Source organism: Clostridium paraputrificum (assembly GCF_900447045.1).
Taxonomy (GTDB): Bacteria; Bacillota; Clostridia; order Clostridiales; family Clostridiaceae; genus Clostridium; species Clostridium paraputrificum.
This window is the reverse complement of record NZ_UAWH01000014.1, coordinates 453,284-474,658: the sequence shown is the minus strand read 5'-3', so window position 1 is coordinate 474,658 and position 21,375 is coordinate 453,284. Positions and strand designations below refer to the sequence as shown.

21 protein-coding genes are annotated in these 21,375 nt (G+C 28.2%); 2 read left to right on the top strand and 19 right to left on the bottom strand.

Annotation, left to right across the window (positions count from 1 at the left end):
• Nucleotides 1–45 precede the first annotated feature (45 nt).
• The 3 genes from DR024_RS07225 to DR024_RS07215 form a co-directional block, all read right to left on the bottom strand.
• Nucleotides 46–624 carry a TetR/AcrR family transcriptional regulator gene (locus DR024_RS07225; RefSeq protein WP_049177840.1) on the bottom strand — a complete coding sequence of 193 codons (579 nt, stop codon included), beginning with the start codon at nucleotides 622–624 and terminating at the stop codon, nucleotides 46–48.
• A gap of 89 nt (nucleotides 625–713) precedes the next feature.
• Nucleotides 714–1,772: a sensor histidine kinase gene (locus DR024_RS07220; protein ID WP_161799079.1), complete on the bottom strand. Its 1,059-nt coding sequence runs from the start codon at nucleotides 1,770–1,772 to the stop codon at nucleotides 714–716.
• Nucleotides 1,773–1,923: 151 nt separating this feature from the next.
• Complete coding sequence (locus DR024_RS07215) at nucleotides 1,924–2,658, bottom strand: LytR/AlgR family response regulator transcription factor (protein WP_049177837.1); 735 nt, start codon at nucleotides 2,656–2,658, stop codon at nucleotides 1,924–1,926.
• 189 nt (nucleotides 2,659–2,847) lie between these two features.
• On the opposite strand from DR024_RS07215, the gene DR024_RS17660 reads away from it, so the two are divergent.
• Nucleotides 2,848–3,021, top strand: a complete 174-nt coding sequence (locus DR024_RS17660) for a hypothetical protein (protein ID WP_153246617.1) — start codon at nucleotides 2,848–2,850, stop codon at nucleotides 3,019–3,021.
• A gap of 143 nt (nucleotides 3,022–3,164) precedes the next feature.
• On the opposite strand, the gene DR024_RS07210 is transcribed toward DR024_RS17660, so the two are convergent.
• The 8 genes from DR024_RS07210 to DR024_RS07175 form a co-directional block, all read right to left on the bottom strand.
• Nucleotides 3,165–3,590: a GNAT family N-acetyltransferase gene (locus DR024_RS07210; protein WP_242983093.1), complete on the bottom strand. Its 426-nt coding sequence runs from the start codon at nucleotides 3,588–3,590 to the stop codon at nucleotides 3,165–3,167.
• A gap of 343 nt (nucleotides 3,591–3,933) precedes the next feature.
• On the bottom strand, nucleotides 3,934–5,073 hold the full coding sequence (locus DR024_RS07205; RefSeq protein WP_172458928.1) for a DHHW family protein: 1,140 nt from the start codon (nucleotides 5,071–5,073) through the stop codon (nucleotides 3,934–3,936).
• A gap of 20 nt (nucleotides 5,074–5,093) precedes the next feature.
• Complete coding sequence (locus DR024_RS07200) at nucleotides 5,094–6,344, bottom strand: MBOAT family O-acyltransferase (RefSeq protein WP_316074263.1); 1,251 nt, start codon at nucleotides 6,342–6,344, stop codon at nucleotides 5,094–5,096.
• 164 nt (nucleotides 6,345–6,508) lie between these two features.
• On the bottom strand, nucleotides 6,509–6,964 hold the full coding sequence (locus DR024_RS07195) for a DUF4358 domain-containing protein (RefSeq protein WP_049177828.1): 456 nt from the start codon (nucleotides 6,962–6,964) through the stop codon (nucleotides 6,509–6,511).
• Between the two features lies 1 nt (nucleotide 6,965).
• Nucleotides 6,966–7,757 carry a GDSL-type esterase/lipase family protein gene (locus DR024_RS07190; protein WP_172458927.1) on the bottom strand — a complete coding sequence of 264 codons (792 nt, stop codon included), beginning with the start codon at nucleotides 7,755–7,757 and terminating at the stop codon, nucleotides 6,966–6,968.
• A gap of 135 nt (nucleotides 7,758–7,892) precedes the next feature.
• Nucleotides 7,893–9,218, bottom strand: a complete 1,326-nt coding sequence (locus DR024_RS07185) for an APC family permease (RefSeq protein WP_099329060.1) — start codon at nucleotides 9,216–9,218, stop codon at nucleotides 7,893–7,895.
• Between the two features lie 90 nt (nucleotides 9,219–9,308).
• Entirely contained in the window at nucleotides 9,309–10,562 is a 1,254-nt protein-coding gene (locus DR024_RS07180) for a YeeE/YedE family protein (RefSeq protein WP_049177820.1), read from the bottom strand.
• Between the two features lie 95 nt (nucleotides 10,563–10,657).
• On the bottom strand, nucleotides 10,658–12,358 hold the full coding sequence (locus tag DR024_RS07175) for an FAD-dependent oxidoreductase (RefSeq protein WP_111918422.1): 1,701 nt from the start codon (nucleotides 12,356–12,358) through the stop codon (nucleotides 10,658–10,660).
• Nucleotides 12,359–12,584: 226 nt separating this feature from the next.
• Here DR024_RS07175 and DR024_RS07170 point away from each other — a divergent pair, with 226 nt between their 5' ends.
• The gene (locus DR024_RS07170) at nucleotides 12,585–13,481 is read left to right on the top strand and encodes a LysR family transcriptional regulator (protein WP_111918420.1); all 897 of its coding nucleotides are present in this window, start codon (nucleotides 12,585–12,587) and stop codon (nucleotides 13,479–13,481) included.
• Between the two features lie 49 nt (nucleotides 13,482–13,530).
• On the opposite strand, the gene DR024_RS07165 is transcribed toward DR024_RS07170, so the two are convergent.
• From DR024_RS07165 to DR024_RS07130, 8 genes are all read right to left on the bottom strand, one after another.
• A complete protein-coding gene (locus DR024_RS07165; RefSeq protein WP_049177815.1) occupies nucleotides 13,531–14,256 on the bottom strand; it encodes a DUF421 domain-containing protein in 726 nt (241 codons plus the stop codon).
• Between the two features lie 103 nt (nucleotides 14,257–14,359).
• On the bottom strand, nucleotides 14,360–15,214 hold the full coding sequence (locus DR024_RS07160; RefSeq protein WP_111918418.1) for a protein phosphatase 2C domain-containing protein: 855 nt from the start codon (nucleotides 15,212–15,214) through the stop codon (nucleotides 14,360–14,362).
• A 190-nt stretch (nucleotides 15,215–15,404) separates the two neighbouring features.
• Complete coding sequence (locus DR024_RS07155) at nucleotides 15,405–16,160, bottom strand: class I SAM-dependent methyltransferase (RefSeq protein ID WP_111918416.1); 756 nt, start codon at nucleotides 16,158–16,160, stop codon at nucleotides 15,405–15,407.
• 42 nt (nucleotides 16,161–16,202) lie between these two features.
• On the bottom strand, nucleotides 16,203–17,618 hold the full coding sequence (locus DR024_RS07150; RefSeq protein WP_049177811.1) for an aminotransferase class I/II-fold pyridoxal phosphate-dependent enzyme: 1,416 nt from the start codon (nucleotides 17,616–17,618) through the stop codon (nucleotides 16,203–16,205).
• The gene (locus DR024_RS07145) at nucleotides 17,611–18,837 is read right to left on the bottom strand and encodes a M16 family metallopeptidase (RefSeq protein ID WP_049177810.1); all 1,227 of its coding nucleotides are present in this window, start codon (nucleotides 18,835–18,837) and stop codon (nucleotides 17,611–17,613) included. The genes DR024_RS07150 and DR024_RS07145 overlap by 8 nt, the downstream gene beginning before the upstream one ends.
• Before the next feature lie 10 nt (nucleotides 18,838–18,847).
• Nucleotides 18,848–20,212, bottom strand: coding sequence for a thioether cross-link-forming SCIFF peptide maturase (gene scfB / locus DR024_RS07140; protein ID WP_049177808.1), 1,365 nt, complete (start codon nucleotides 20,210–20,212; stop codon nucleotides 18,848–18,850).
• 67 nt (nucleotides 20,213–20,279) lie between these two features.
• Nucleotides 20,280–20,417, bottom strand: coding sequence for a six-cysteine ranthipeptide SCIFF (gene scfA / locus DR024_RS07135; protein WP_003371542.1), 138 nt, complete (start codon nucleotides 20,415–20,417; stop codon nucleotides 20,280–20,282).
• 124 nt (nucleotides 20,418–20,541) lie between these two features.
• Entirely contained in the window at nucleotides 20,542–21,294 is a 753-nt protein-coding gene (locus tag DR024_RS07130; protein ID WP_111918414.1) for a GNAT family N-acetyltransferase, read from the bottom strand.
• Nucleotides 21,295–21,375: the final 81 nt, after the last annotated feature.

The window sequence follows — 21,375 nt, the reverse complement described above, 5'->3', positions numbered from 1 at the left end:
TATATTTATCTTTTCATAAATATATTCCTGGCTTATTTGCTTATTCTATCTTAATATACTTAATATATATTTTATATACTTAATTCGTCCATCTTTATTAGTTATAAGTTCATTATTTAAGTCTGTTGCACTAAAATCGGTAGTTGGATAAATAAGTGATGATAAAAATATCATTTTTATATATGAAAATTCATTCTTTGATGATTTAACAACTCTTTTCAAAATCTCATCTAACTTTTTATTCATAGATTCTGTAACGTCTATGATTTTTTTTGCAATCTCATCATCTTCATATGAAGTTGCTGCTTCCTTTTGCATTACAAAAATTCCTGGATATCTTAGTGCATATTCCATTATTTCGTTAGCACATAGAATTAACTTTTCTTCATCACTAAGTTCTTCATTATCAAGCTCAGAATAAGCTGAAACTATATTTTCTATATAAAACGCCTGTACATTTTTCACCATTTCATCCTTACTACCAAAATAATAATTTATAGCACTTACATTAACTCCAGCTTCTTTTGAAATAGCTCTAATGGGAACGCTTGATGACCCATTCTTTCCAAAAAGATATAATGCTCTATCTAAAATTCTTTCTTCTATACCTTTAAGTTCTCTCACTTTTTCACCTCTTATAATAGATATATAAATTCATCCAATTAATATTAGAATTATATCAAACTAGACTAATTATGTATACCTTATGAAATTTAAATATTTATTTCCATAGTAAAGATATTTTCATCAATATCTACTAATATTTCTCCTCCATTATTGTAAACTATAGTCTTAACATTATATAGTCCAATTCCCCTTTCATCGCCTTTGTTAGAATACCCATAGTTAAACATTTCTAAAACATTTATAACATCCTCATTATTAACTGAATTTTTAACCACTATATTATATTTATTATCTTTTTTACTCAAAGTTAGTTCTACATACTTATCATAACTTTCAGAGCTTGCCTCTATTGCATTATTTAAAATGTTTGACATAATAATTACAAGTTCTGAATCAGAAATACTTATATCTTTCAAACTACTTTTTATGTAATATTTAAAATTGATTCCTATCGAAGTTGCATAAGATATTTTACTGTAAATTAAGGCCCTTATTAGTTGATTATTTATCTTCGATAATTCTATTAAATGATCCTCATTTGATACATTTTGAATATACCCCTTAACTAAATCTTTTATCTGATCATAATCACCAACCTGCAATACACCATATATAGCATTAAGATGATTTTTATACTCATGTGAATCTGCCCTCATTTTTTCAAAATACTCTTCAAGAACCTCGTTATATCTTGACTTCAATTTATCCTCTTCTGTCTTCTTAAATTGTCTAAATATATCAACAAATAAAAATATTCCCACTAAAATAAAGCTTAATATAGAAAGCAATATTAACACTTTTTCAATACTACTTAACCATGTTGTTGTATTTATATATTGAAACAAAAAGAAAATCATAAAGCACTGTAAAATAACCATAATAAATATTTTTATATTCTTCTTTACTATATCTATAAAATTAATAGTCATTTTTTTGTTAAAGGAATATATAAGCAGTATTACTGAGGTATTGATAATACTTTGCGATATTATCATATTACTAGCTGTAATATTAATCTTTAAAAATTGATACATTATTGTTAATATACTTTCTGCAACTGCTAAGCTTATAAAAGCCATAAATAGCTTTATTTGATTATCAAGTATTTTTTCCTTATTAATTAATGATAAAACTAGTCCATACATAAAATTAATAAAAAAAATCCATATATTCATGTTGCTGCCTATAGTTGAAAAAAGCAAAGATATAATTACTATTACAATATAATCTCTAATACTCTTTCTTTTAGATACTATATTATAAATAATCCCCAAAGAGATGCATTGTATAAATAAATTAATCCACATTATACTCTCCTAATAATTCCATTAAATTATTCTTATAATTTAGCGATAGCAATGCTGTATCATCTATACTATCAAAATGAATTTTCCAAAGCTTATAATACTCTTTTTCTATTTTTTGAATATAAGTGCAATTAACTAAGAAAGACTTATGAGTTTGAACTATATTTTCACAGCTAATTAAAGTACTAATTTTATTTAAAGTATATTCTCTTGTAGTAAGAACACCCTTTGTTGTATGTATTACACATCTTCTTGATAAATACTCTATAAAAATAATATCTTTAATTCTCAATTTATATTTTACCTTATTCTCTAAGGTAATAAGCAGAAATTCATCTACTTTCTTATTATCCATTTTTTTATTTTCATTAAAGATATTTATTATATCTACAACCTCCTTACTTTCATAAGGCTTCACAATAAATTCATAACAATGTGTTTTTTTAAAGGCATCTAATATTAATTGTTTTTCGGTAGTTAAAAATATAATTCCTGTTAACTCATATCCTTTAATTTTTCTTATTTCTTCTGCAAGCTCTATACCAGATCCATCCTTAAGTTTTATATCTAACATGAATAAATCAATTTTTCTTTCTTTTAATAAAAAGAGACTCTCTTTTACAGAATCAGAATATAAAACTTGTACATCTTTAAATCTACTTTCTACTATTTTTATTAAATTATTTCTCTGAACAACATCATCTTCTACTATTAAAATCCTCATACTCTCACCCTAACACTATTATATTTAATTTTCACTCTTTTTACAAATTATTGTAAAAAATATGTCAAATTTAGTTTGTCTAGAATTTTGTGCTCTATTTTTATACTTTTATACTAAAAGCATTGTGTTCTTATCTCCTGTAAACTAAAATTTATTAATGTAAATATATGTTATCAAGGGGGCTTATATATGAACTTAGATCTTAAAAAGGCATCTAGAATTCTTTCTTCCATTGGAATATTCGCAATACTACTTAATTATGTTGCTTACTTTCTAAACTTTGTTCAAATAAGCATGACCTTAAATATTATTTTTATTATTTTAATTATAGTTTTTGTATATATACTTGTGCTTTCAAGGTAAGACTTATGATGTTAATTCTGATTGTTTTAAGTATAATTAATCCAAGTGTTTTTATCCCCTTATTATTCAATATATAAAAAGGGGATTTATCCCTTTATCACAAAAAAAGTTGTACTTGCTTTAATAACAAGTACAACTTTCTTTTAAAAACATTTAACCATTTTTATTATTCTCTCACCAAAAAGAACCTTATCAAAAACTTTATTGTAATCTAGCTTTTCGTAGAACTTAGTTACATTTTCATCCTTTGCTAAAAGTGATATACCTTCATACTCTTCCTTCTTTGCAACCTGTTCTGCATATTTCATCAATTTCTTTCCAATCCCAAGGCCTCTAGCTTCTTTGGAAGTAGCTATGTTTGCTATATAAAGGTCCCCTCTTCTACATTCCCTTAAGAATATATATTTTATATCATTAAATATAAAATATAGTTTATCTAATAAACCATCTACTCTCTTAAATTGCTTAAACTCAGTTTCAAGACTTAATCTATCTAATTCATCATAAGGTATTAAAACCATTGCTCCTAATACTTTTTCATCCACTTCTGCAACCATAATATAATCCAAACTATATCTTGATTCTTCATCTTTTACAAGTTCTTTTAAATTTTCTAAACACTCCTGTTTAGACTCTCCCCCTCATACATCATGAGGTTTCACTTCTGTATAGTATATCAGGTGAGCCACCGTGTCTACATCCTGTTTTTTTGCTTTTCTAATTTTAACCTTTTTCACAAATATTACCTCCTATACAGAAATTTGTTTTCTGTATAGTATTATTATATAAACATAACGCATCTATTTTAATTGCTATTTATGTTATGTTTTACGTACAGTTATGCTAAGTGAAAAAAGCATGATTTAACAGAAATCATACTTTAAGTTTATATTTTTATACTATTTGTACTTTTTAATAATTTTCTAACACTCCATATAATGAATTATCTTGAAAAAAAGTATTTGCATTATATAAAAATAAAATTTCACTGAACTTCTCTTCTTTAATTAATTCTTCAATATTTCCATAATAATATCTTGGATCTACCATTACGATTTCTTCAAAATAAGGCGTTAAAAACTGAACTATACTATTTGCATAAGAATCTTTAATTAAAAGTAATTTGTTATTATATTTAGCTGTAGTTTGAATTTTAATTATAGGCTTATTGCCTCCAAGAAATACTCCATATTTATCATTGGTGCCAAGCTTTAAACTATCATATAATGATGGAATTACTTTCTTTTCTTCTAACTGATTAACTATAACTTCATCATCTTCATTTTTAGGAATATATACTTTTATCTCATCCTCTTTACTAATATCAAACAAGCTACGTGAATATAAAGTACCTTTAAAATCATTTGATACTAGTTCAATATCGTAATAACTCTCTTCATTCTTTTTTAAGTTCATCTTATCGCAAAGAGCTAGGTATCCATAGTAAGCCCCCTTAGTTGTCCAATGATGATCTGTTCTATAAAAAATTTCTTCTTCCTTATTTTCTATAAAATAATTGTATGGATTTATAAATGAAATATTTCTATCTAACTTATTAGAAAAGTTATTTATATACTCTACCTGCTTAGATTCAGATACATATCTAGGTAGTTTTTCACTATATATACTAATAGCATTAGGAACCATCATAAAATTTATCTTTATTTCTGAATGCTTATTAGAGAATTCATTTATAGCCTTAATATTCTTCTCTAAACTTTCTTTATTAGGTTCTAGAAATTTCTCAATTAAAGAACCATCTGAACACAGATATATATTGTTATTCTCCTTTTTCCCTAATAAAACATCAATCTCACTCTTCAATTTTATAAATGTATCTCTCATAAAAAACTGATCATTTTTATACTTCTCGTAATTTTTTGTATATCTACCTTCAATTAGCCTATCTATTTTAAAAGTAGGCATTTTAGCCAATGACCTATTTTCTAAGTTAGAAAACTCCATATCTTTATTAAATATATTAATAATAAAGAATCCAAAAATAAATATTACAAAAACTATAGCTAAGACATTTCTATATTTCTTTCTCATTAATTTCACTCCAAGCATATTTAAAATCTAAAGTATATAAATGGATTGTATGTTGAGCTTAATAAATATGCAGTAGCTATTATAAGAATAAGTATATTTACAGCTCCTATCATTGTATAGCACGTTATAGAATTATAAGATTTTACCTTTTTTACTATATATGCTGGCATTGGTGTTGAAGCTATTATTAATATAATGAATAAAATTATATTAGTACTTAAATAATATAAAGCTGTATTATCAATTATTGTATTACCTGATATAAAAAACATAACTTTTAAATAATTTAGAGCTTCATATAATGTATTCATACCAAAGAATACCCATCCAACCATAACTATAACAAGTGTATATATTCTTCTAAATATAGTTGGTAAGTTTTTAATATATCTTCCTATAATGAACTTTTCTATAATCAAAATTACACCATAATACATTCCCCAAATAATAAAGTTATAACTTGCTCCATGCCATAACCCAGTCAATGTCCAAACTATCATTAAATTTCTACATTGTTTTTTTATTCCTTCTCTATTGCCTCCAAGGGGAATATATACGTACTCTTTAAACCATGTACTTAATGATATATGCCACCTTCTCCAAAATTCAGTAACACTTTTTGATATATATGGATATTTAAAATTCTCTTTAAATGTAAACCCAAACATATGCCCTAAACCAATGGCCATGTCTGAATAACCACTAAAATCAAAATATATTTGAAATGTATACGCAGCTATGCCTATCCATGATGTAGCTACAGAAATATTATTAATATCTAATACACTAATTACACTCCACAAATATCCTATATTATTGGCTAACAGAACTTTTTTTCCAAGTCCTGCAATGAATCTCTCAATCCCATATCCAAATTCATCTATTGATTCTTTTCTTTTTTCAAGCTTATCATTTATATCAGTATATTTTACTATAGGACCTGCTACTAACTGAAGAAACATTGAAATATAGGTAGCAAATGATATTATGTTTTTCTGAACTTTTACTTTGTTCAAATAAACATCTACTATATATGATATAGTTTGAAATGTATAAAAGGATATACCAATGGGTAATGATAGATTGTTATATTGTATATTTAAAGAAAAAATGCTATTTATATTTCCTACTATAAAATCATAATACTTAAAGAATCCAAGCATCCCAACATTAAGAACTAAAGTTAATATAAATATACACTTTTTTCTTCTCCCTTTTTGATTTTTAATTAATAAAGCTAAAACATAATTAATGACTATTGTTAATATCATCAAAATTATATATATTGGTTCCCCCCAAGCATAAAAAACTAAACTTCCTAATAATAAAATAAAGTTTTTTAATTTTCTAGGAGACAGATAATATGTAACTAGAATAATAGGCAAAAATGTAAACATAAAAATAATACTACTAAATACCATCTTGTCCCCTCTTCCTAAACTTTTATACTTTCTATAAATATTTGTTTGTTATTTTCTGCATTTTCTCCAATACATAAAAATACAAATTTATCTCTTGCTATTAATTCATAATCTTCTATGATTTTTGCTTGCTTTGGGGCATATCCACCAAAATTATTTAATTGATTACTAACTCTTTGTTCCATTGCACACTCTATGGCTTCTATTTGATTTTTATCTTTTACTTTTATAATCAACAATTCATTAACTTCCATGGTAGATTTAGAAATACATAATGAAAATTCCTCATAATCATCACTATTTAAACCATAAAGTCTTTTTAACATCTTTTTATCTGACTTTTGTAAATTTTCATCTTTCTGTAAAATATTATTAGATATTTCATCTGTGGTAATATTCTTATAACTCTTAGCACATCCACTCATAGTGAACATAGCTAATATAATCATAAGAAAAGATAACTTTCTCAATTTATTCACCCTCTAAGTTATATTTAATCAATTCATTAAGCCACTTTGGATAAAATGAGCTTTTTACATGAATTCCATCTGGTTCATACAACATTTTATTTTCTTCAATTATGTACCTTATATCAACGAATGTAGCTCCTTCATTAATAGCTAGTTCATTTAATCTTTTATTCGCTTCTATAATTCTCTCTTTTTTATACAAAAGATTTTTAGAACTAACCTTGTCCATTACAGGCAAGATAGAATTTATATATATTTTTGTATTAGGACTTCCTTCTTTTACTCTATCAATAAGCACTTTATAATTATCAATAAATGAACTTAAGTCTTCAAAAACTAACAAATCATTCATTCCTAAAAGAATAAATAATCTTTCTGGAGATAATTTTATTATGGTATTTATATCTTCTCTAGCTTTTAAAACATCCTTCCCTTTCTTTGCTACTACTGAATAATTATTTAGATATTCATATTCCGATAATGCTTCAACAATAGAATCTCCCCAAAAAATATCTCCTTTAAAAATAATTTTATAGTCTATTTTCTTCTCTCGTACCATTTTTTTAATTTCTTCTCTTTTCTTTTTTAGTTCCTCTTCTCTATGCATATTATCAATTTTTGTTTGTATCTTTGAAATGTCCTTCTCCTCTAATTCTTTTAATATATGTACTCCATGCTCTAATTCACCACTTACAGATTCTCTACTGGATACATATGAACTTTTTACAAATCTACTAATTAACAATACGAAAATTGTACATAATATGACCTCTCTTTTGTACTTTTTTATCATTTTCCTCACCCACATATCTTATTAGTTCTCTCACTAACTTAGTATATATAATAAAATTTAATATATAGTTTAAAAAAAATTACAATCATGTATCAATTTAACTTCAATTTGATACACAATTGTAATAATTTAAGTTTATATATTCTTTTTTCCTATTTTTACTCTATAAAATATAATACCTAAACAAGACCACATTATTAACGCAACTATAGGCTCAATTCCTAAGGCAGCTGGAGATATTGGTACTAATAAAAGTAGCATAAACAAAATACTAATTGCTACCCCAATACATCCTATTAATTTACCACCTTTAGTTTTAACTTTTTTAATTGAAATATATGATACATAAAAATATGCAATAGCAGCTCCTAAAGATGACATATCTACTATCCATATTATTACCTCTCTACCAAACCAAGGGGCAACCAAGCTAACAATGGTTACAAATTTAATAGAATTATTAAATACCCCACTATTATTTATATTTCCTATAGAAGAAGGAACTAATCCATATTTAGCTATAGACCCTAAAAGCTTAGAACTACAAATCATAAATCCATTTATTCCGCTCCATACTGCTGCACATAAAGCTATTATAAGTAAAAGGAAAGCCCACTTACCTAGAACTTGTATAACAGCGCTTCCAGCCGCCCAATCTAATGCAACTGCTTCTGATGGTGAAAAAGCTAATGCTGTAATGATATTTAAAAGATTATATATTAATGTTCCAATTAATAATGATACTATAGCCACAAATGAAGCCTTCTTTTTAGAAAACTTAAATTCTTTTGATAGCTGTGGTATAGCATCAAATCCTATAAAAGCAAAAGGTGTTATTGAAAATACCTTGGCTATTCCCCCTAAATCAAATTTATAATTAGAGATATAGTTATTCATAAAAGTTGTCTTATCACCTTTGAATACCATGCCAATAAATACTATAGAAACACTTGATATCAGTGCCATTATTATTATATTTTGAATTTTACTAGTTCCACTTATACCTTTTATATTTACATAAGCAAATAAACAAATAATAAATGTAGATAATATGATTTCTCCTAAATATACATCATATCCAGCAATAGTATATAAATACCCTACTTCAAATACCGGACCTATTAACTTTTTGACTACTAAGGGAAATGCAGTAGCGTTTAATGGAATCATACTAAGATAAGCTAATATTAAAAACCATCCTACTATAAAACCATGCTTCTTTCCCATATTATTATATGTGTAAGAAAATTCTCCTCCCTCTTCATCTTGAGAATTTATCATAACAGCATAATTTTTTTCAATTAATATTATACATATGGCTCCTAGAATAAGCCCTAAAGCTGTATTAATCACTCCAGCCTCTTTTAAAAACTTTGTTCCAGGCAGCATAAAGGATCCCCATCCAATAATTGCTCCAAGTACAATTGCAAAAATATCAAATTTCCCAAGACTTCTCTTCACTTACTCTTCCTCCAACACTGAATTATCTTATGTTCTATAGCACTAAAAGGCAGGAACAAGTTTCCTTGCTCTGCCTTATTAATTTAAATATTAAGCTGGTATATCAAACTTCTTAACTATTTGTATACCTATTAATCCTCCAATTACTAACATAACAAGGAATACCCATCCTGATAATGACATGTTAGCAATACCTGAGAATAATGCTCCAACGTTACATCCACCTGCTAATTTAGCTCCATATCCCATTAAGATACCTGCTAAAGCATAGAATACTGTATCTTTAGCTTTAAAGTTTACATAGAACTTCCACTTTCCAGCTAATAGCATGCAGATTAATGCTCCTAATATAATACCTATATTTCTAACTGAAACTGGATCATTTAATATTCCACCATTAACAACCTTAACACTTCCTGCAAATCCATCAATAGCAGAGAAATCAATTCCTAACTTACTAAATAACGCAACTCCCCAATGAGTGTAAGGACCTGATGCTCCCCAACTTGACCCTGTTGTATTTATTATGAATAAGAATAATATTCCAATTAATACTGCTGAAACATAGAATGACCATCTTTCTACAAAGAATTTGTGATAAGTTTCTTTACTGAAGAACTTATATTCTTTAGTTTCTTCCATTGGTCTTTCATCTTCTGGAACTACTTCTAAAACTTGAGTTCCAGCATTTTTTCTCTTATTTTCATAAGTTTTAACAATTGCGTATAATACAGTTAATAAAAGTAATGAAACAACTACTGCTCCTATGTATCCAAACTTATCTGGTAAATAAAGTGTATATCCATTTTCAAAAAGGAAAGTCTTCTTTAACTTTGGTAAATGCCATGTTCCAAGCATACCACCTATACAGAAGAAGAACAATACTATAATACCTCTTCCAGAACCTTCACCTGTATCAGATAATGTACCAGATGCACATCCTCCACCTATAATCATACCAATACCAAATAGTAAACCACCAATTATGAATGCTAAGTTAATTGCAGATACGCTTCCTGTACCTGGAATTGTTGCAACTCCTTCAGCTGCTCTAAATGCTGCTTCTGCACCTTTTGAAAAAGCTCCATAATGTATACCAGCAGCTCCTATTGTTGTTATAGCAAATAAGAATAATAATGCCTTTGATAATTTTCCATCACCAGTCATAGCAATCTTTCTAACTCCACCGGCAAATCCGAATCTACTTCTTTGTAAAACATAACCTAGTAATAAACCTGTTAATAAGAATAAAGCTAATTTACTGTTTTCCTTATACTGTATTGCACCAAATGCAGTAACTGCTGCTAATACACCTAGACCAATAAAAACTTGTCCTTTTTTCATTTTCTTCCCCCTAAAATCATTAGTTTTTGTTTGTTAATTATCAATCATTGTTTTTATCTTTCAAAGGATAGTAATAACTATCCTTTGTAATAAACTTAGTCAAAATTATAATCTGTAACTATCTTTTCTCTATCTGTTACTTGGTCATGGAAATATTCATAGAAGCTTATTCCCATAAATCCACCTGAAACATTATATATGTTGTCGAATCCTAAATGTCCTAATGCTAAACAAGCATTATAGCTTCTTTGAGCACTTCTGCAATGTAAATAAACCTTTTTATCCTTTGGAATTTCATCTAATCTATCTCTTATTTCACTTAAAGGAATATTTTTAGCTCCAACAATATGACTTAATTCATACTCATCTTTTTCTCTAACATCAACTATGAATGCACCAGATTCTACTAACTCTCTTACATTTTGAACATATACTTGTTTAAAAGTTCCTTGTAGAATGTTTGATGCTACTAAAGCTGCATGATTAACTACATCCTTGGCAGTTCCAAAAGGTGGTGCATAGCAAAGTTCTAAATCAGCTAAATCTTCAACTGTACCATTGAACTTAATTAAAGTTGCTATAATATCAACTCTCTTATCTACATTTCCCTTACCTATTGCTTGTGCTCCTAAAATTCTACCTGTTGGCACTTCAAATATAAGCTTGAAGTGAAGCGGTTCACTTTCTGGCATTAACCCGACCTTATCTTGAGGTATAACTCTCACTATGTCATAATTAATATCTAATTTTTGAGCTTTAATTTGACCTTCTGTTAAACCAGTTGAAGCTCCGTTATAATCAAATACTTTAATACATGATGACCCAATAAATCCTGTATTTTTAACTGGTATACCATGAATATGATTTGCTACTGCTCTTGCTTGCTTTTGCGCTGGGCCTGCAAGTGGAAGCTTTGTAGCTGTTCTAGTTAATGCACTAAATACCTCTATTGCATCCCCAACAGCATATATGTCCTTATCATTAGTCATGTAGTTTTGATTTACTTTTATTGCTCCTGTAACTCCAACTTCTAATCCTGCTTCTCTAGCTAAATCAGTTTCTGGAACTACCCCAATAGCCATAACTATAGCATCAGATTCAATTCTCTTTCCTGAAGCTAAAACAACATTATTTCCTTCAAAGGCCTCAACCTTATCCCCTAAAATTAAATTAATTCCCTTATCATAAATCTCTTTATGTAAAACTTGTACCATATCAGCATCAAATGGCTTCATTATTTGATCCATAGCTTCTATAAGGGATACATTATAACCAGCTTCCTTTAAGTTCTCAGCTACTTCAACTCCAATGAACCCTCCACCAATTACAGAAACATTCTTGCACTTATTTTCTTTTATAAAGGTATTAAGCTTAGCTATATCAACAACATTTCTTACTGTAAAGATATCAGCATTATTTATGCCTGGAATAGGTGGTACTATAGGCTTAGCCCCTGGAGATAAGATTAACTTATCATAGCTTTCCTTATATTCTTTCCCTGTAACAACGTTTCTAACTGTTACTTCTTTATTTTCTCTGTCTATAAATACTACTTCTGTGAAAACTCTTGCATCAATTCTATATTGATTAAAGAATTGTTCAGGCTTCATTAACACTAAATCTTCATGATCTTCTACTTTTCCACTTAAATGATATGGTAAACAACAATTTGAAAAAGAAACGTGAGGTCCTCTTTCAAACATTACTATTTCATTACTTTCATCTAGTCTTCTGGATATAGCTGCAACAGATGCTCCTCCAGCTACTCCACCAACTATAACAATTTTCTTCCCCATTTTTTATCATCCCTCTAACTTTATTTATAGTTTGTTATTTTTTTATCTTTCAAGAGTATATTTGTCTTTTCTTGTCTTCTTATCTCTATATTATCATCCTATTTTCGCCTTGCATAATAAGAATCCCTTATGCACAATAATAATTTATTATATATAATAAATTTAATTAAAATTAATGGTATAATTATGTTGATAAATACTAAAAGAAAAGGGTGGAGGAGTATATATGAATTTATCCTATATGCAATCGTTCTATACAACGGTTAAATGTAATAGTATTTCAAAAGCAGCAAAGGAACTACATTTAACACAACCTGGATTGAGTATGCAATTGCAAAACTTTGAGAATGAAATTGGAGAAAAACTATTAATAAGAAGTAATAAGGGTGTTTCTCTTACAGAAGAAGGACAAGTTGTCTTTGAATTTGCAGAATCAATGCTTTCATTGCAACATAATTTGGATAAAAAACTTAAAAGCCTAAAGGAAAAGAAATCCAGATTATTTCTTTCAGCTTGTAGTAGTCTTGGAGAACAAATACTTCCTTGCAGTATTTATACCTTCAAAGAAATTTACTTTAATATAAATGTTTCAATGGATGTAGATAACTCTGAAAACATATTAAGAAAGCTACTTAACCATGATACAAATTTAGGTATAATACATGAATTAGACAATATTCCTGATAATGTAGTTACAGAAAAGATAATATCAGACAAACTTATTTTAGTAGGAAGTAATAAGTCAGAGCTTAAGAATATTACTATAGATGAACTAACAACACTACCTATAATTTTAAGAGAAGATGGATCTGGAACATTATCAATATTAAAAAAGTCATTAGGTGAGAAAAACATTTCAACTAATAACTTAAATGTATTACTTTCATTAAATTCATCGGAAGCTATAAAATCATCGGTTATATCAGGTAGAGGATTTGCTTTTATGCCTGAACTATCAATTACTCATGAGCTTAGAACAGGATCTTTAAAGAAGATTAATATAAAAGACTTTAATACAGACTTTAACTATAACATTGTGGTAAGAAAAAATTATTGTTTATCTGATGCAGAAGAAAAGTTTTTATCTTTCCTTACCTCAAAAAAGAGATGTTTTTGTTATTAACAAAAACATCTCTTTTTTAATACATATAACATTATTAAATATTTTATCCCTACTCTATACCAAACTTTTTCTCTGGATTAAAGTTATCAGGATACCTTTCTGAAATAGTAAGTTTTTTATTTTGATCTACACCTGCATAAAAAACATCTTCAATAGCATTTATATTTTTCTTTTTAAGTTCAGATTTTAGCCACTTTTCATCTATCCCTACTATTTGAAGATTTTTATCCACTATTTTTCCATCAATTATAATATCATTTATCAGAGAAAGACTCTTTACCTTTATATTCATATCATATGGAGTTATTGGCTTTTTATCTGCTTTAATCAAAACTGATAACTGGCCATTGCTTTCCATTATTGCAAATTGTACATCTTCTATATTGAAAACATCCTTCTCCCTTAACTTCATCATAAGCTCATTTATTGTAATTCTAAGTTTTTTTATATTCTTATCAATAATACGCCCATTTTCTATTAATATTAAAGTCTTTGCATTTATTATGCTTCTAGCTATATAGCTTTTTAAATTTAAATAGCTAGTTGATATAGTTAACAATGAAAAAACTATTAATGCTATAACTCCTGAAAAAACCACATGGTCTTTATCAATTATAATTTTCGCAATCATTGATCCTATAGATACTCCCATTACGAAATCAAAGAAATTCATTTGTGAAATAATTTTAATACCAATTAACTTACTGAGAACTAATGCTAATATATATACTAAGATCCCTTTAATTATTGTGCTAAATAATATGCTACTATACATAAAATTACCCACCTATCCTAAGATACAATTATATTTTTAGCAAGAAAAGTAATTTTATCCCTATCTAATCATATTATCTCTTCAATATTATTAAACTTAAGTGTTAACATTCATAATTATTTAAAAAAACTATAGAGGAATCATCCCCTTTTTTTAATCTAGGATACTTTAATATATCCTTATCTTCTTCTTGAATTTCCCTTATTAACTCATAAGTATTTTCAGCCCCTAAATCAATTAATCTTTCTATTAATTCAGCTTCATTAAAATACTTATAAGTATCAACTATTGCAGCAAATCCATCACTCATTAGAGCTAAATTCTTAACTTCCTTATCTAAGAACTTTCCTTCAATACAGTGATTAACAGCCTCTTCATTAAACTCTAATATCCAATACCCATCTTGAGTATTTTTCAACAATCTATTTTCTATTAAAGTTGGATTAATAATCTTCCTTGCTTCTACCCAACTTATATTATTTTCATCTCTTATCTTAAGCATTTCACTTATAGCCCTATTATCAAACTTCTCTAGGGATATATCTTTAATTTTAGTTACATTATTATCTATATCCTTTATTAGAAGTGTACAATCTCCAAGCATAAAGTATTCAATTATATCTTCATTCTTCCTAACTATTGATATAGATGCTGATGGCCTTTTTATTTCTTCTATATAATCTAAACCACACTCTTTATAAAATCTATCTCTAATTATTACTATCCCTTCTAAAATTATATCTCTTATAGTTTTACATTTATCATTTAAATTATCTTTTAAATATTTATCCCATTCATTTACAAACCATCTTGCATCACTTTCAAATGAGGTTAATTTTTTATCTGTTAATCCTGTAGCTCCATCTAATACCCATGCCATATTTTCATCTGCATAGGCAATATCTTCATTGACTTTCTTAATTGACTTGTTGATTATCTCCCATTGAAATTTACTCATGTAACTCCTCCTATTTTTTTATCCCTTTATATTATTCTATAATATTTTACACCATAATTTTTATCATATGACCTTATAAATTACAATTTTGTTTACAATATATTACTTATGATACAATATTCTCATCTATAAAAATAGCCTTAACCAAGTAATTTTATTGGCTAAGACTATAATATCTTTATTTATTTTTCTACACATCTCCAACATAGCTACGTGTTAAGTTCGGCATTATAAGCTGTCCTTTATGGCTATATTTTTCATAAATCTTTTTTAATTCATTAATGTAGTTATTATACTGTTCATCATTACTTTTTAGTGAATATGAGGCTGATAGATTGCGTCCAATAAATCCATCCATATCAAAAATTAAATCATTAGAAAAAACTTTTGTTTCATATTTACCATTAAAAAAGTCTGAAAAATCATCTTCACTAATTTTATCATGCATTCCACCAGAAAAGCCCTTAAAATTTGGGCAATATTTACGATTAACTTCATAGTTTTCTATCACTAATTCATTTTTATTATCTCTATTATTCCAAACCAAAATCACTTTTCCTTCAGGTTTCAAAATACGCTGGCACTCTTTTTTAAATTTTTCCCTATCAAACCAAGGGAAAGCCTGTGCAACAGTGATGTAGTCAACACTATTATCATCAATAGTAGTATTCTCAGCATTTCCATTAACAGATGTAAATCCAATAAAATTACTTAAATTAGTTTCAGCAATAGCACGCATATCATCATTAGGTTCAACACCATATACCCTACTGCCTTTTTCAAGTAATTGCCCAGTTAAAATACCAGTACCAGAACCTATATCAGCAATAATACTACTTTGAGATATTCCTACATCTGTAAAAAGATAATCAATAAAATTGATTGGATATGATGGACGATATTTAGAATATATTTTTCCCATACCATTAAACTTATTCTCATTCATATATTTAACCTCCTATTCGTCTGTTACCTAATATTATTTACTTTATTTATTAACAAGTAAAACTTCATCTCCATGAATTCCTAAAATACTTATTCCTTCATTCAAATATCCCTTTATTTCTTCAATTATTTCCTGGGTAATCTTCTCCCCACTAGAAACTAGTGGTATCCCAGGGGGATACGGTACAATAGCTTCCTTAACAATTCTTCCCTTTGCATAATCAAGATTAACTAATTCTCCTTTATGATTAAACACCTCATAAGGCTCCATTCCCTTTTCAGGAATAACAGAATTAAACTTTATAGACTTTTCCTCATTCATAAGTAAATCCATATCTAATTCTTCTAAAGCCTTGTAAAGTTTTTCTAAGCCCCTATCAACATTAGCAAGTGATAAAATTAATACAACTCCAGAGAAAAAGCTCATTTCGCATTGTATCTTCTTACTTCTTAAATAATCCTGAAGTTTGCCACCACTATATCCTTTAGGTAAAACTAATACGTATCTACTTAAATCTATATCATACCCTTTAGGTAACTCTTCCTTTGAAAGAACTCTTACCTTGCCTAATTCATTAATTTTCTTCTTTTCTTTTTCAGCTTTCTTAATTAAATTTCTATAATCCTCTTCTCCATATTTACTTAAGTAAAATCTTGCATAGTCTAAAGATGCCATTATTAAATAAGATGGTGATGTAGTCATAAATGCACTTATATAGAAATCAATATTCTCATTCTCATCATTAACTAAGAGATAAGCTCCTCCTGTTAATGCTGGTAAAGTCTTATGAGCACTTACTACAGTATAGTCTGCAAGGGGGGCAATATTCTTTGGTAAGTTTTTACATGATCCATAATGTGCTCCATGGGCTTCATCAATAATTATCTTTAAACCTCTTTTCTTTAGGTCTTTAATTATATCTTCCATATCATAAGATATTCCAAAGTAATTAGGGTAAGTTAAGATAATTCCCTTAGGATTGTCACACTTTTCAAGGGCAGAATATATATTATTCTTATCTGGAGGTAAGAATAATCCCCCATCACCAAAAACCACCGGTTCAATATATCTTACCTTCAGTTTTCTTAATATCAGTCCATTATAAACTGATTTATGGCAGTTTCTTTCTACCAATACTTCATCACCTTCATTAAAGGCAGAAAATATTGAAGATAGGTTGCCACTTGAACTTCCATTTACTAAAAAATATGCTTTTTTAACTCCATAGTACTTTGCTAACAGTTCTTGTGACTCTTTAATTACTCCTTCGGGATGATGAAGATTATCTAATGGATCTACTTCTGTTATATCTAGACTTCCTAAATTTTCTCTTAGGTAATTTCCTATTTCATCTCTAGAAAAAGCAAGGCCACACTTATTTCCTGGCATAGAAAAAATAATGTTTTCTTCTTTATGATAATCTATTAATGCTTGTAATAATGGTAATTCTTTATTCATAAAGCCCCCTTGGCATAATAATTTCTATAGAAGGATTTTTTAAAACCTTTTTAGCTGCATTAATTATGTCTTTGGATGTTAATTTTTCTATTCCTTCTAACATATCTACGAAAATATTAGTATCTTTAAACATTATGGCATAAGTAGTCATACTATTTGCTAATCTAATGCTTTGTTCTTCTTTAAATAATTTCTTTAACTTTATACTCTTATAAAGTTCCTCTATTTTCTCCTTAGTGAGGTCCTTCTCATATTCCTCAACATTATTAAAAGCTTCTTTTACTAAAGTTAGTGATTTATCTAACTTTTCTTTAGATGTACTAAACTCTATTTTATAAAGCCCTATATGCTTTTCATTTGATATTGTTGTTATAACATCATAAACTAGCCCATTTTTAGTTCTTAAGGTATCAAAAAGTATAGAGTTCATTCCTTCTCCAAAGAATTCATTAAATATTCTAAAAGACTTAATTTCTTCATGAGTTAAATTACTTATAGTGAAAATCATCTCTACTCTACAGGAGTTTATACCTTCCCTAAAGTCTATATATTCTCCTAATCTAGGCACTTCAAGAGAAGCTTGCACTTCTACCTCTTCCCCTTGCCATCCCCCAAAATATCTTTCAACCTTTTCTTTTACTTCTTCAAAAGGTAGAGCTGATACTATACTTATTACAGCATTTTTAGGAGAATAATATCTTTTGTAAAACTCTTTAATATCCTCTAAAGTAATTTTATTTAAATCTTCTATTGTTCCTATTATAGGGTACTTCAATCTATTTTTATTAAAAGAATGGATGAGAAGCTTATCCTCACAAAATTGTTGTAGCTCCTCATCCCATTCATTTAACTCTTCCTTGATTGAATCCATCTCTTCCTTAAATCCCTCTATTGGAAAACTTGGGTTTAATAAAATATCACTAAAAATATCTAACCCCTTATATAAATCTTCTCCTAATAAAGTTCCATAATAAATTACATAAGGAAAATTTGTCATAGCATTAGAAAATCCAAATATTTTACTTAACTCTTCATTTATTGTTTTTTCACTTCTAGTTTTAGTGCCCTTAAATATCATATGCTCTGTAGCATGCGCTAAACCTAAAAGCCCTTCCTCAACAGAAGCCCCAGCTTCTAAACCAATAGAAACTGAGGTTAACATTGAAGGCCTATTCTCGTAAATTAATTTCATTCCATTATCTAAGATGAATTCCTTCATAACTTTTCTCCTAAGATTGTAATTCTTCAGCTTTTAAAGCTATTGCACATTCAATTCTCTTCTTTTGCATTTTACAACCTATTTCATATGGAATATTCATATCTCCATTAAAGTTTACATTGTTAGCTTGGCATCCACCACTACAGTAGAATCTAGCCCAACAATCCTTACATTTTGGTTTGTTGTAGATATGAGCCTTCTTAAACTTCTTACCTAATTCAGCATCATAAGTATCATCCCAAATGCTTCCTAGCTTATACTCTTCCTTACCTACAAACTGGTGACATGGGTAAACTTCACCTTGTGGTGTTATTGCAACATATTCAAATCCTGCTCCACAACCTGAAATTCTCTTATAAACACATGGTCCACCTTGTAGATCTATATTAAAGTGGTAGAATTTAAACTCATCTCCTTCTACCTTTCTTCTTCTCATTTCTTCATATAACTTATCATAGTTATCAAATATAGTTGGAAGGTCTTCTTCTCTTAAAGCTAAAGGATGTCCATTTTCAAGAACAACTGGTTCTATTGATATTTCTCTAAAGCCTTCATTTACCATAGCTTTAACATCTTCATAAAAATCAGTATTTGCTCTAGTAAATGTTCCTCTTACAAAGTACATCTTTCCTTCTGTTCTCTTATCAATCATCTTCTTTATGTTAGGAAGTATATCATCATAAGAACCACTTCCATCAACCTTAATTCTTACATTATCATTTACTTCTTTTCTTCCATCTAAAGAAAGAATTATGTTACCCATTTCCTTATCCATGAATTCCATCATTTCATCATTTAAAAGAGTAGCATTAGTAGTCATAGTAAATCTAATGTTCTTCTTCCATTCCTTTTCATGCTCTCTAGCATAAGCAATGATTTCTTTTATTGTGTCCATGATCATAGTTGGCTCCCCACCAAATAGATCTATTTCAATATTTCTTCTTGGACCACTTCTCTTAACAACATAATCTATTGCCTTCTTTGCTGTGTCTATATCCATAACACCCTTGTGTCCATGGTATTCCCCCTCATCAGCAAAACAATACTTACATCTTAAGTTACATCCATGAATTATGTTTAAACAAACAGCCTTTATATAATCTCTATCATCCATTGATCCATGGGCTATTTCTTCATATTGATCTTCAGAATAAAGGATTCCCTCTTTAACCAGTTCCTCTATTTCATCGTATGCTTCTCCAATAACATTTTCTTCGTACTTTCCTTTTAGATTAGTTAATACTTCTTCCTTTGATTTTAGACTTGAATCATCTAATATGTCATAAACAAGCTCGTCCACCATGTGAACAGCACCTGTATTAACATCTAGTATAAAATAGTTTCCACCTTGCTCAAATTTATGAATTAATGACATTTATTTCTCCTCCAAACTCTTAGTAAAGAAGCAGTAACTTCTTTACTAAAGTTACTGCTTCTGATAATTAGTTTTCGCACTCTAAGTTTGCAACTGTGCAAGAAGTCTTACAAGCAGATTGACATGAGTTAGCGCACTCCTTACAACCTGGTTTGCATAAGCTGTTTTTAATGTTAGTCTTGTTAATAGTCTTAATATGTTTCATTAGCTTATCCCCCGCTTTCCTTAATTAACGTGAATATTATACCACAACTACCATTGGTACAAAACACTTTTCTAATTTTTCCATGTTATTAATAAAATATATATTTTTTTATTCTTATTTATTACTAATCTTTCTTTTTTCTAGCTTTAAGTTCAGAAAAAGCTGGGTAAAATCCTGATTTAATTGCTATATTTTGAGATATAACATGAGATTGACTAGTTCCATAGAAAGGTACTTTTTCAAGACTTACTATCTTTTGCTTTATGAGATAAATAAGGTTTGTCCCAATTCCTTTTCCTTCCCATCCTTTAAAAACATTAATTCCTATTTGCCACATGTTTTCTGAATCCCTACTAGCTCCTGCCATCCCAATTATATTGTCATCTTCATCTAATGCTGCAACCCCTAAAATATCTGGGTAGTTTTCATCAAAAACAAAAGCTTCATCAAATCTATCATCATCTTCAAACTGTTTTATTTCTTCTTGATTATACCACTTTATTTTTGTAATCGGCTTAATCTCTTCTACAGTTTCCTTTGGCAAATAATACTGATGGGTGTCATCTATCTCATATCCAATATCATTTAACTTCTTTTCTAATGCTCCTAACACTCTAAAAGAAAATATCCACTCACCTGGAAAGTTTAATAACTTTTCCACACACCATTCTCTTAACTCTTCACCTACACATACTACAGCTTTCTTACCAAATACAAGTATTTTTATAGGACTATCATCATCACCATAATTTCTTCTTCCCTTTCTTAACTTATAATCTGTTATTAAATTCTCTTCCTTATTAAAATCCTCTATACTACAATTATAATCTCTTGATAATTGTTCCTTCACCTTCTCTAACATTTCTTTTCTATTCATAAACTTCTCCCCCAATTTTTTATCCAAATTAATTATATCTCATTTGCAGCTCATCACCCAATTTTCCTATATATTTATATA